Annotated in this window: 12 protein-coding genes; all 12 read left to right on the top strand. The window is 45.5% G+C overall.

Annotated features, from left to right (window positions below; all coding sequences use genetic code 11):
* Window positions 1-35 precede the first annotated feature (35 nt).
* Window positions 36-200 (top strand): hypothetical protein, encoded by a 165-nt coding sequence (locus H7T88_RS22930; protein ID WP_167375816.1) that lies wholly within the window; start codon window positions 36-38, stop codon window positions 198-200.
* Window positions 201-349: 149 nt separating this feature from the next.
* Window positions 350-841, top strand: coding sequence for a YajQ family cyclic di-GMP-binding protein (locus H7T88_RS22925; RefSeq protein ID WP_221790518.1), 492 nt, complete (start codon window positions 350-352; stop codon window positions 839-841).
* 317 nt (window positions 842-1158) lie between these two features.
* Window positions 1159-1746 carry a CDP-diacylglycerol--glycerol-3-phosphate 3-phosphatidyltransferase gene (gene pgsA / locus H7T88_RS22920; RefSeq protein WP_090923811.1) on the top strand — a complete coding sequence of 196 codons (588 nt, stop codon included), beginning with the start codon at window positions 1159-1161 and terminating at the stop codon, window positions 1744-1746.
* 109 nt (window positions 1747-1855) lie between these two features.
* The gene (locus H7T88_RS22915; protein WP_221790516.1) at window positions 1856-3112 is read left to right on the top strand and encodes a competence/damage-inducible protein A; all 1257 of its coding nucleotides are present in this window, start codon (window positions 1856-1858) and stop codon (window positions 3110-3112) included.
* A 240-nt stretch (window positions 3113-3352) separates the two neighbouring features.
* Window positions 3353-4417 (top strand): recombinase RecA, encoded by a 1065-nt coding sequence (gene recA / locus H7T88_RS22910; protein ID WP_090923809.1) that lies wholly within the window; start codon window positions 3353-3355, stop codon window positions 4415-4417.
* Between the two features lie 241 nt (window positions 4418-4658).
* The gene (locus tag H7T88_RS22905; RefSeq protein ID WP_167375815.1) at window positions 4659-5429 is read left to right on the top strand and encodes a regulatory protein RecX; all 771 of its coding nucleotides are present in this window, start codon (window positions 4659-4661) and stop codon (window positions 5427-5429) included.
* Between the two features lie 311 nt (window positions 5430-5740).
* Complete coding sequence (gene rny, locus H7T88_RS22900) at window positions 5741-7282, top strand: ribonuclease Y (RefSeq protein ID WP_090923808.1); 1542 nt, start codon at window positions 5741-5743, stop codon at window positions 7280-7282.
* Between the two features lie 80 nt (window positions 7283-7362).
* The gene (locus tag H7T88_RS22895) at window positions 7363-8157 is read left to right on the top strand and encodes a TIGR00282 family metallophosphoesterase (protein ID WP_154886335.1); all 795 of its coding nucleotides are present in this window, start codon (window positions 7363-7365) and stop codon (window positions 8155-8157) included.
* Between the two features lie 117 nt (window positions 8158-8274).
* A complete protein-coding gene (locus tag H7T88_RS22890) occupies window positions 8275-8535 on the top strand; it encodes a stage V sporulation protein S (protein WP_007430104.1) in 261 nt (86 codons plus the stop codon).
* A 119-nt stretch (window positions 8536-8654) separates the two neighbouring features.
* A complete protein-coding gene (locus H7T88_RS22885; protein WP_221790514.1) occupies window positions 8655-9659 on the top strand; it encodes a dipeptidase in 1005 nt (334 codons plus the stop codon).
* Between the two features lie 176 nt (window positions 9660-9835).
* A complete protein-coding gene (gene pduL, locus H7T88_RS22880) occupies window positions 9836-10408 on the top strand; it encodes a phosphate propanoyltransferase (protein ID WP_090923805.1) in 573 nt (190 codons plus the stop codon).
* A 307-nt stretch (window positions 10409-10715) separates the two neighbouring features.
* Window positions 10716-12272: a tRNA (N6-isopentenyl adenosine(37)-C2)-methylthiotransferase MiaB gene (gene miaB / locus H7T88_RS22875; RefSeq protein ID WP_090923804.1), complete on the top strand. Its 1557-nt coding sequence runs from the start codon at window positions 10716-10718 to the stop codon at window positions 12270-12272.
* The last annotated feature ends 214 nt before the right edge of the window (window positions 12273-12486 follow it).

The raw sequence follows: 12486 nt of genomic DNA, 5'->3' as shown, positions 1-12486 counted from the left end.
TGCAGTTAACTTATGGTGAAGTGAGGTGGAAGGCCGTGACAGTCAGCTGGATCGTAACCGGTTTAGGGATCATTGTCAGCCTCCTGGGTTATTACCTGACTCCAAATGCCTGGGGTTACGGAATATTGGGCTTTGGACTTGCGCATATCGTTCTCGGTGTGCTCGATATGTTCAGACAGCCTAACCGTAGCCGGTATTAAGGTAGCTCGACCAGCAAGCATTTTTGGTGACCGAATGGTACTCCAAAAATGCTTTTTTCTATGAGTAAACATGACTAAAATTAGACTTTTGCTTGAAGTTTACTCTATAATGTTACAGAACATATGATTAATTGAAAGGGTGACTTGGTTTGAGTTCAGAAAATTCATTTGATATTGTGTCCAAAATGGACTTGCAAGAATTGACCAATGCCGTTACGCAAACGGAAAAAGAAATTGGTGCTCGTTATGATTTCAAGGGCAGTAAAAGTAGCTTGAAACTGGATAAGGATGCTCTTACGATTGTGTCTGATGATGAGACCAAATTAAAAGCGGTTATTGAAGTTTTACAATCCAAAATGGCAAAGCGTGGGCTTCCGCTGAAAAATATGGATTACGGGAAAGTGGAGCCAGCTTCATCCGGTACAGTTCGCCAGCGTTTGAATTTCAAGCAGGGCATTGATCAAGATGTGGCTAAAAAAATCAATATCCTCATCCGTGATTCCAAACTGAAGGTGAAGAGTCAGATTCAGGGAGACCAGCTTCGGGTGACAGGTAAGAGCAAAAATGATCTGCAATCCGTTATGCAACTTCTTAATGGAGCTAACTTGCCACTAGATCTGCAATATACTAATTTTAAATAAAACTCTTGTACAGAAATGTCTTTTTGACACTGTATTGGTACGTATATTATACTGAATGTGCATTGCTGGCAGTCATGCATCAAGTCCAGTCTTCATCGTTAGCTGACTTTGTGAAAAGCAGTACACTTCTGGAAGTCACCGGAGCGTTTAAAAGCAGTTTTGCGTTTGAGCGGTAGACTTTATTTTTTGCGTTTCTACATAGGCTTTTATGTAAATATAAGTCGACGTTTCAATCGTTCATTTCTTGCTTCAGATGATGAATACGGAATGTAAGATGATTGTTTGAAGTAATGGAGGATACAAAGGGAGGGCGTCTTGTGAATTTACCCAACCGGATTACGCTTGCACGAATTTGCTTAATCCCTTTTTTGATGGTGTTTCTGCTCGTGGATTTTCCGTTTTATCCAGAGCCGTTACATCTCGGGAGCTTTACGCTTCCGTATAATCAGTTAATTGCTGCTTTTATTTTTATCGTTGCTGCAAGCACGGATGGAATAGACGGCTATCTTGCAAGGAAAAACAATATGGTCACCAATCTGGGCAAACTGCTTGATCCTCTGGCAGACAAGCTTCTGGTTACCGCTGTTTTGATTTCATTGGTTCAAATGGGTAAGCTGGATTCATGGATTGCAGTCGTTATTATCAGCCGTGAATTTGCCGTGACCGGCCTACGTCAGATTGCCTTGTTGGACGGTTCGGTTGTAGCTGCGAGTGCTTGGGGTAAACTGAAAACAGTAGTACAGATTGTAGCCATTGTTTTGCTACTGCTGAACAATTTCCCCTTCTCATACACGGGTATTCACGTCGATGAAATTGCGGTATATGTAGCGGCTCTGATCACCATCTGGTCTGGAATTGACTACTTTATCAAAAACAAAAACTTGCTTCATTTATCAAAAGCGTAATGATTTAAGCTGAATCGGGTAATGATGAAAGACTCATTGGGTCAAAGGGCAATAGGAACTCATCCTATTGCCCTTTGACTACTCCACATATGTACAGGAGGAAGCCAAAATGAAGGCAGAGATTATTGCAGTTGGGACAGAGTTACTACTGGGACAGATCGTAAATACCAATGCCAGATACCTTTCCCGTGAACTTGCTGCAATGGGGATTGACGTATATTTTCAAACGGTAGTTGGAGATAATCAGAATCGGCTTAGTGAAGCGATACGCATCGCGCAGGGCCGTGCAGACATTATTTTATTTTCTGGAGGCATCGGTCCAACGCAGGATGATTTGACTAAAGACGCACTGGCTGCAGTGTTGAATCGGAAGTTGCATATTGACCGTATGGCTATGGATAAAATTGAAAGTTTCTTCCGCGATCGGAATGTGGAAATGACGGAAAATAATCGGCGCCAAGCCATTGTGCTTGAGGGTGGAACCCCTCTGGCGAATGAAACCGGACTTGCTGCAGGAAACGCGATTGCGGATAACGATAAATATTATGTTGTTATGCCTGGGCCACCTAAAGAATTGATTCCAATGTTCGAGCAGGAAGTCAAACCTTGGTTGCTTCAGCATGCTCTTACAGAAGAAATGCCGATTTATTCACGAATGTTGAAATTCGCAGGCATTGGAGAATCTGCTCTGGAGGACCGTTTGCTTGACTTGATTGACGGACAGACAGACCCTACGATTGCTCCTTACGCGAGTGAGGGAGAAGTAACCGTACGTGTGTCTACCAAGGCTCCGAGCGAAGGAGAAGCCAAGCTAAAGCTGGATGCGATGGAAGTGCAGATTCGTGAGCGTTTATCTGAACATCTCTACGCTAACGAGGATGTGCCTATAGAGTACACGATTGTTACAATGATGTCTGATATGGGGCTGACCCTGAGCGCGGCTGAAAGCTGCACAGGAGGGCTTGTGATGCAGAGCTTAACTTCGGTGCCTGGAAGTGCCTCGATGTTAAAAGGTGGCATTGTATGTTACTCTAATGAGATCAAAGAAAAGCTGTTAAATGTGCCTCACAGTTACCTGGAGGGTGAAGATGCACCAGGTGCCGTTAGCCCAGAGGTGGCAAAAGTGCTTGCAGAGCAGATCCGTATGATCGGGGATGCTGATTTTGGATTGGCGATTACCGGAGTAGCCGGTCCGGGATATTCGGAACGTAAACCACCAGGCCTCGTGTTTATCGCTTTGGCTGAGCGTGGGAAGGATACGGAGATTCATGAACTCCGGATTAACGGTAACCGGGAAACGGTTCGCATTCGCTCGGCAAAAGCCATTCTGTATCGGTTATGGCAAAAGTTAGTCGCTATTGATTGATGATTACGCAGGCAGATTGCATTTGCATAATTGAGGAAGTATAATGATTGTAGACGGAAGAACCGTAAAATGTGGCTTTACAGCCTTGTTTACGGTTCTTTTTCTGTTTTTTCATCGATTTTCATGAGGAAGAGGCGCCTCGGCCTGAACAAAAAAACGAATGTATGTTCGAAAAAAAGCTTGGCAAACGAGTTAAAACAAGGTATCATTATATTATAAACAGTAAAGGGTGTGAGTTTATTGTCAGACCGTCGTGCCGCGCTTGATATGGCGCTCCGTCAAATAGAGAAGCAATTTGGTAAAGGTTCCATCATGAAATTGGGTGAGTCAACTCACATGAATGTGGAAATTATTCCCAGCGGATCTTTGGCTTTGGATATTGCATTAGGAACAGGCGGCTTGCCGAAAGGCCGTATTGTTGAAATATATGGACCTGAATCTTCAGGTAAAACAACTGTGGCATTGCATGCCATTGCTGAAGTCCAACGTGTAGGTGGACAAGCTGCGTTTATCGATGCTGAGCATGCGCTTGATCCGAATTATGCAAGCAAACTGGGCGTTAACATTGATGAATTGCTCTTGTCACAACCGGATACAGGTGAGCAAGGATTGGAAATCGCCGAGGCTCTTGTACGAAGTGGTGCAGTAGACATCATTGTTATTGACTCGGTAGCAGCGCTTGTACCAAAAGCGGAGATTGAAGGAGAGATGGGAGATTCTCACGTTGGTCTGCAGGCTCGTTTGATGTCTCAGGCACTCCGTAAATTGTCCGGTGCAATCAGTAAATCTAAAACGATTGCCATCTTCATCAACCAGCTTCGTGAGAAAGTTGGTGTTATGTTTGGTAATCCGGAAACGACACCAGGTGGCCGTGCATTAAAGTTCTATTCCACGGTTCGCCTAGATGTACGCCGTATTGAGAGTATCAAATCGGGAAATGACATTACAGGTAACCGTACCCGTATTAAAGTTGTTAAAAACAAAGTGGCACCTCCGTTCAAACAAGCGGAAGTTGACATTATGTATGGTGAAGGTATTTCCAAAGAGGGAAGTATCATCGATATCGGTACAGAGCTGGATATCGTTAACAAAAGCGGTGCTTGGTATTCGTATGAAGGTGAACGTTTAGGCCAAGGTCGTGAGAATGCGAAACAGTTTATGAAAGAACACAAGGAAATTGCGGATGTGATTGAGCAGAAAATCCGTGAAGCCAGCAATTTGACAACAGCTGTTCCTGCACCAACAAGTGAAGAGCAAGAAAAAGAAGCGGCTGAGGAACAGGAATTATTCGAAATTAATGAGTAATTTCTTCTGTGCGGGAAGGCTTTGATCTTCTGTCACAGTATGAACTTTGTATTGAGCGACTGCTAATGCTTAGCTAGCTAAATAGGATTGGTTTTTCGCGATGCTAACAGCCTCTGTCCATTCCGGACAGGGGCTGTTAGCATCTATGCCATATGTGGCCTGAATGAAAATCAAATAAGAGGATTAGCTGAGGAAGTCTTTTTTTACCCTAAAACACAAACAAGGGAGCGTGAGGATCACAGTGAAACGTCGCCAATATCAGCAGGAATATGATGCACATGATGATGACGAAGAGTTGCAAGAAGAAGCAGAACTAAACGCCGTCTCCCAATTTCCAGACGATGAAGAACTTATCATCACCAGAGTAGAGCGGACGAAGAGTCGTGAAGCACGCTACCGGATTTCATTTGGTCACTATTCGCTTACGGTTCTGGAAGATGTGATGATTAAGTACAGGATGACACGTGGCAACATTTTTATGAAGAAAGATCTGGAGGAAATCATTATTGCGGATGAACGCCAGAGGACATACGTGCAGTCACTGCGTTTTTTGGAGTTTAAGCAGCGGACACGTCATGAATTGCGGCAAAAGCTAAAGCAAAAGGAGTTCGCGGCACCGATTATTGAAGAGGTCCTAGATCGGCTTGAGCAAGAAAAGCTTGTCGATGATGACCTGTTTGCCAAGGAATGGACAAGACAGCGTATGGAGGGGCAGCGGAAGGGAAAACTGTGGATAAGGCAAGAATTGCGTCAAAAAGGAATTACAAATGAACTTATTGCGGAGGTACTGGATGATGTTAGTGCAGATGCAGAATTCGACACGGCATTAACAGCTGGCCGTAAGAAGTGGAAACAAGTTCGAGGAGACGTGCAGGAGAAGAAACGTAAAACGTTCCCGTACTTGATGCGACGCGGTTTTAGCATGGATCTGGTGCGCCGAGTCATGAATCGTTTAATGGAAGAGGATGGGGCAGAAGATGCCAAAGAGGATGAAGCATTGTTATGGGACTAGACGAGGAGACTAACAATACTGCATTCTCTTGACAATTTCTTTCGTCAAATACTAAAATGGACATGAGTCTGTAAGAAATGGACAACCCTTTTTCCTTCCAAAAAAGCGGTTTCGGTTTCTTCAGATTTAGTCCATTCCTGATTATGGGTTCACTGGAAACAGTGGATAGTACATGTAATCATGTACATGTGAAATGAAAATCGGCGGGGGATCGCCGTGAGTATTCGTTATTCCCAAACATATGTAAGGCATGAAAACAGAAAAGTTGACCCAAGGAGTGCCTTGGAGGAACCAACGAGGAGGTGAACAGTATGGATATTGCTATCACGATCATTCTCGTTGTGGCCGCGCTCGTTATTGGGTTCGGAGTCGGATATTTTATTCGCAAATCTCTTGCAGAGGCTAAAATCTCTAGTGCGGAACAAGCTGCCGTACAAATCGTGGAGAACGCGAAAAAAGAGGCAGAGGCACTGAAGAAAGAAACGGTGCTGGAAGCGAAGGATGAGATTCATCGCATTCGCGCCGAAGCTGAAAAGGACACTCGTGAACGTCGGAACGAAATTCAACGACAAGAGAGACGATTGTTGCAAAAAGAAGAGTCGCTGGATAAAAAATTGGAATCACTCGAACGTAAAGAAGAGCAAGTGGCTAACAAAGAGAAACGTATCGATGAAACACAGCAACAGATCGAAATGATCTACAAAAACCAGGTGACGGAGCTTGAACGAATCTCCAATCTCACGATGGAAGACGCACGCAGTATCATACTGTCCAACGTAGAACAGGAAGTTCGTCATGAGACGGCTCAAATGATCAAGGACATTGAACAGCAAGCGAAGGAAGAAGCGGACAAAAAGTCCCGCGAGATCATTACACTCGCCATCCAACGTTGTGCGGCTGACCATGTAGCGGAGACAACGGTATCCGTTGTAACGCTGCCTAATGAAGAAATGAAAGGCCGGATTATCGGTCGTGAAGGACGTAACATCCGTGCGCTTGAAACCCTTACCGGGATTGACCTCATTATCGATGATACGCCAGAAGCTGTTATTCTGTCGGGCTTTGACCCGATTCGCCGTGAGATTGCCCGGACGGCACTGGAAAAACTGGTGGCGGATGGACGGATTCACCCGGCACGTATTGAAGAAATGGTGGAGAAATCACGTAAAGAAGTGGATGAGCGTATCCGTGAATACGGTGAACAAGCTACCTTTGAAGTGGGCGTGCATGGTCTGCACCCAGATCTCATCAAAATTCTGGGCCGCCTGAAGTTCCGCACAAGTTACGGTCAGAACGTCCTGAAACATTCGATGGAAGTTGCTTATTTGGCAGGACTAATGGCTGGAGAACTTGGAGAAGACGTAACTTTGGCAAGACGTGCAGGTTTGTTGCACGACATCGGTAAAGCGCTGGATCACGAAGTGGAAGGATCACACGTTGAAATTGGCGTGGAGCTGGCGAAGAAATACAAGGAACACCCAGTGGTTATCAACAGTATCGCTTCCCATCACGGGGACTGCGAAGCAACTTCAGTTATTGCGATGCTGGTGGGTGCAGCTGATGCGCTGTCCGCAGCTCGTCCAGGTGCACGCCGCGAAACATTGGAGACATACATCAAACGACTAGAGAAGCTGGAAGAAATCTCGGAATCTTTCGAAGGTGTCGAGAAATCGTACGCCATCCAGGCTGGACGCGAAGTTCGTGTCATGGTGCAGCCTGAGAAGATCGATGATGCTGAAGCTTTCCGCCTCGCTCGTGACATCACGAAGATGATCGAGAATGAACTTGATTATCCAGGTCATATCAAAGTCACCGTGATCCGGGAAACCCGGGCGGTTGAATACGCAAAATAGAGTATTTTGGAAAAGTGGCCGCTTCAGTGGGCCACTTTTCCTGTTGATAAGCCATGCAGGAATTGAGGAGGCAACAAATCATGAAAGTTTTGTTTATTGGGGACATTGTAGGAAACGTAGGGCGTAAAGCGCTTAAGGAGAACTTACCATACCTGAAATCGAAATATAAACCCCATGTAATCATTGTCAATGGTGAGAATGCTGCAGCAGGACGCGGCATTACAGGTGCAATTGCCAATGAATTTTTTAACTGGGGCGTGCATGGCATTACGCTTGGCAACCATACTTGGGACAATAAGGATATTTTTGATTTTATAGATGATGAACCACGTATGATCAGACCAGCCAACTTTCCACCAGGTACACCTGGACGTGGGTATACCGTAGTTAAGGGGGAAGGGAAAGAACTTGCGATCGTGAACCTGCAGGGCAGAACCTTCTTGCCTGCGATTGATTGCCCGTTTCGCGCAGCGGATGAGATTGTGGACGAGCTACGGAGAGACTATAAATGTATTCTTGTGGATATGCACGCGGAAGCAACGTCTGAGAAGATTGCGATGGGCTGGCATCTCGATGGACGCGCATCCTTCGTTGTAGGTACGCATACCCATGTGCAAAGCAACGATGAACGTATTTTGCCTGGAGGTACGGCATATTTGACAGATGCGGGTATGGTAGGACCTCGTGACGGCATCCTGGGCATGGAGCGTGAAGCGGTGCTACGTAAATTTTACACCCAGCTTCCAGTGAGATTTGTCGTGGATGACGGCAAATGGCATTTTCATGGCGTGATCGTGGATATTGACGAAGAAACTGGTGCGGCTACGCGGATTGAGAAAATACGTTTGATGGAAGATGAGTGGCGCATGGAATAGGGGCATTGTCCCATTTTGCCGGGAAACCCTGCTAAAAAGAAGGAATTTTTTTTCCTCCCGCGAATAACATCTAGTAAGTGGAAACAAACTTTCAACATTCCCAGGGAGGTACTTACCATGGATGTATTAAAAGTTTCAGCAAAGTCCAATCCTAACTCTGTAGCCGGCGCTCTTGCAGGAGTTCTTCGTGAACGTGGAAATGCTGAACTGCAGGCAATTGGAGCAGGAGCACTGAACCAAGCCATTAAAGCGGTAGCGATTGCCCGGGGATTTGTAGCACCAAGCGGAGTTGACCTGATTTGTATTCCAGCTTTTACAGACATTGTGATTGACGGTGAGGACCGAACGGCCATTAAGCTGATTGTGGAGCCCAGATAATACATGAGTTGAAGGTACGCATGAGCCTGTTTACGAATAAAGTAGACAGGTTTTTTTGCGTTATTCTACAAAAGAATCGAGCGGAAATGGGTAATTATACGTTATGGGGAGGGTGGGCTATGTCGAGAACAGGCCAGCGTATCGCTGATTTTCATTGTGATGCATTAAGCAAACTGCTGATGAAACCTGAACTTTCTTTTGAGAAGGCTTCCGAACTGGATGTCAATCTGGAACGCATGCAAGAAGGTGGTGTTCAGCTGCAGGCATTAGCGATTTATTTACCCGAAGTGCTGGGCAGAGGCAAGTTTGAACATGTGATGGGACAGCTGGAGCTGTACCGTAAAAAGGTAGAGCATAGCGCACAGCGCTCTGGAGGGGTCAAGACACTGCTTTGGCGTGAACAGGTAGCAAACTTGCGAACGAAAGTGGAAACCGCTCCATGGGGCCTAATCACATTGGAGGGTGTCGATGGGCTGGAAGGAAACTTGTTTTATCTGGAATTGTGTTTTCAGATGGGGGTACGCGTCGTTGGTCTTACATGGAATCATGCGAATTGGGCTGCGGACGGCATTATGGAAAAGCGGGGGGCGGGTCTGACAGAGAAAGGCAAGGAACTGGTGCGTCTCTGTAATCAGATGGGGATGCTCTTGGATGTGTCTCATTTATCGGAAAAGGGGTTCTGGGAACTGGCCGATCTGAGCGAACGTCCTTTCATAGCCTCGCATTCTAACAGCTATAACGTATGTCCGCATATACGTAACTTGAAGGATGACCAGATTCAGGCCATAGTTGCGAGAGATGGACGTGTTGGCCTGACGTTTGTACCCTGGTTTGTCAAAGAAGCGGATGAAGTGCGAATAGAGGACTTGCTACCACACATCGAACAGATCTGTTCGCTAGGCGGGGCTCATCATCTGATGATGGGATCAGATTTTGACGGGATCTCAACCAAAATTCAGGATTTGGAGCATGCTGGATGTTATCCAAAGCTGACAGAAATACTGTTGAAGCATTATGACGAAGCACTAGTGCATGGTTGGTTATGGGGGAATGCAATACGTTATCTCGGGGAACACTTGCCAGAGGGTGGACTAGTGCATGCAAGTAAAAGAAAGAGGATGTAATAAATCTCACTTTTTTCAAAATAAGAGTCCCAAAATGGAAATGAATTAGCGAAAATAAGTGTATTTCATGAATTTTCATCAGTTTGTTTTCATTTCACAGTAAAAAGGAGTATAATACCACTTGGATTGTTAAGAGCCTGTCTAAAGGCCATAGATAAACAAGGAGTGAATTTACGATGAGTAAAACAGTACCTGTGGGCGTATCCGCCCGTCACATTCATGTATCCCAAGAGCACGTTGACATTTTGTTCGGCAAAGGTTATGAACTGACTGAATTTAAACCTTTGTCCCAGCCCGGACAATACGCTGCCAATGAAACCGTAGCGGTCATTGGTTCCAAAGGACAGTTTGATAAAGTGCGTATCCTCGGACCTGTTCGTCCAGAAACACAATTGGAAATCTCCATGACGGATTCTTTTGCGATCGGTGTAAAAGCACCTGTGCGTGAATCTGGTAGCATCGAAGGTACACCTGGAATCACAATCAAAGGTCCAGCTGGCGAAGTAACGATTGACAAAGGTGTTATCGTTGCGGCTCGTCACATCCACTTCCATACGTCCGATGCAGCAAAATGGGGCATTGAAGACAAACAAATGTTGAAAGTTCGCTTGGGTGGGGATCGTGGTCTGGTACTTGAAAATGTACTGGCTCGTGTATCTGATTCCTTTGCACTGGATATGCACATCGATACAGATGAAGCTAATGCAGCAGGCGCTCGCAATGGCGACACTGCTGAAATCATTGACTAATGATTTCACACGGTCTATAGCGTTGCAGTACAACGAAAAGGCCGGATATAAGTAAAAATGACCTGAGTACACTGGCAGAGGCGGTTCATCTTGAACTGTGCGTCAATGTGCTCAGGTTTTTTTGTGCAAGGCAGATCAGGACGGTAGAATGGAGTGAGCAGGACCATGTTTGCTTGTGGAACTACAGCCCAATTCATGTTATAATTTGCTGTAATGCTCTTTTGAAGCATGAGGAACCAAATGGTTGAATTTTGTGATGAAAAGAACGCTTTTTATGAATAGAGGCTGTAAGGAGTGACCGAAGGAAATGGCTAAAGACTCAAAAAAGGATTACTCCCAATATTTTGATTTCTCCGATGCCAAAGTAATTTCGCAAGATGAATTCAGCAAAAAGATTAGAATTCGCGGACGCGAGATTAATATCAAAGCGGAACCGAACCATCGCCAGGAGAAACAAAGGGGCAAGGAAGACATTCAGGTACTGTATGAGACGGCTGTTCCCGAAGAGTTGAAAACGATCGGAAAGGGCAAGCATTATATCGTATACACCTATGGATGTCAGATGAATGAACACGACTCCGAGACGATCAAAGGTTTGCTGGAGACGATGGGGTATCAAGCTACGGAAGATCGAAAAGCAGCGGATATCATTTTGCTTAACACGTGTGCGATTCGTGAAAATGCAGAAGACAAAGTATTTGGTGAACTGGGCCATCTGAAAACACTGAAGCTGGAAAACCCAGGCTTATTGCTTGGCGTTTGCGGGTGTATGTCTCAAGAAGAAGGTGTTGTTAACCGGATCATGCAGAAGCATGGTTTTGTCGACATGATCTTTGGTACCCACAATGTACACCGTCTGCCGCACCTGATTCAGGAAGCGCTCTTTAGCAAAGAGATGGTTGTGGAAGTGTGGTCCAAGGAAGGCGACATTATTGAGAACCTGCCGAAGAAAAGGGAAGGCATGCGCGGCTGGGTAAACATTATGTATGGTTGCGACAAGTTCTGTACATATTGCATCGTGCCGTTTACCCGGGGGAAAGAACGTAGTCGTCGTCCAGAGGACGTTATTGCAGAAGTAAGAGAACTGGCTAGACAGGGATTCAAGGAAATTACATTGCTAGGTCAGAATGTGAATGCGTATGGTAAGGATTTTACGGATCTGAAATACACCTTTGGTGACTTGATGGACGATATTCGTAAAATAGATATTCCACGCGTGCGTTTTACAACGAGCCATCCGCGTGACTTTGATGATCACTTGATCGAGGTGCTTGCCAAAGGTGGTAATCTGGTGGAGCACATCCACTTACCGGTGCAATCAGGCAGCACGGAAGTACTCAAACGTATGAGTCGTAAATATACGCGGGAACACTATTTGAATCTGGCGGCGAAGATCAAAACGGCCATTCCAGACGTCGTTCTGACGACGGATTTCATTGTCGGATTCCCTGGTGAAACGGACGAGCAGTTTGAGGATACACTCTCTCTGGTTCGTGAAGTTGGTTATGATTTTGCCTATACGTACATCTACTCTCCACGCGAAGGTACACCTGCAGCAGTGATGGAAGATAATGTGCCGATGGAAGTGAAAAAAGAACGTTTGAAACGCCTGAACGAAACGGTAAACGAGTACAGCCAGCGTAGCAACGAGCAGCAACGTGGCAAGATTGTTGAGGTACTTGTCGAAGGCGAGAGTAAACGTAATTCAACTGTTCTGGCTGGACGAACACGCAGTAACAAGCTGGTGCATTTTGAAGGCTCTAAGGAGCTGATTGGTACCTTTGTACAAGTGGAAATTACCGATCCGATGACGTTTTATATTCGCGGCAACTTGCTTACCGAGCCGGTAGCTGCGAATCAATAGCGGAGGGGAAGGAATCGATTCTGTAGAAGCGAAGCGTTCGCCTTTATCGCCGGATTTTCCCCTTGGAGAAGGGGATCGAAAAAAAATCCGGAGATAACAGCGATCGAAAGAACGATCCGAACCCGAAGTGGCCACCCAAGCCTTACTATTACAAAAAAACTCACCTAACAAGATGAGATTTACAGGTTCAATATAAGATTTGGACATTGGCTTG

Origin of the sequence: Paenibacillus cucumis (ex Kampfer et al. 2016) (assembly GCF_019748695.1) — a bacterium.
GTDB lineage: Bacteria > Bacillota > Bacilli > Paenibacillales > Paenibacillaceae > Paenibacillus > Paenibacillus polysaccharolyticus.
Note: the sequence above shows the minus strand (reverse complement) of the source record. Positions and strands in the feature narration are given on the sequence as shown.

Excerpts from the sequence above, each read along its gene's own strand:
- H7T88_RS22895 (WP_154886335.1), top strand. The coding sequence starts at position 7,363 with ATGAAAGTTTTGTTTATTGGGGACATTGTAGGAAACGTAGGGCGTAAA.
- H7T88_RS22890 (WP_007430104.1), top strand. The coding sequence starts at position 8,275 with ATGGATGTATTAAAAGTTTCAGCAAAGTCCAATCCTAACTCTGTAGCC.
- H7T88_RS22885 (WP_221790514.1), top strand. The coding sequence starts at position 8,655 with ATGTCGAGAACAGGCCAGCGTATCGCTGATTTTCATTGTGATGCATTA.
- pduL (WP_090923805.1), top strand. The coding sequence starts at position 9,836 with ATGAGTAAAACAGTACCTGTGGGCGTATCCGCCCGTCACATTCATGTA.
- rny (WP_090923808.1), top strand. The coding sequence starts at position 5,741 with ATGGATATTGCTATCACGATCATTCTCGTTGTGGCCGCGCTCGTTATT.
- H7T88_RS22915 (WP_221790516.1), top strand. The coding sequence starts at position 1,856 with ATGAAGGCAGAGATTATTGCAGTTGGGACAGAGTTACTACTGGGACAG.
- miaB (WP_090923804.1), top strand. The coding sequence starts at position 10,716 with ATGGCTAAAGACTCAAAAAAGGATTACTCCCAATATTTTGATTTCTCC.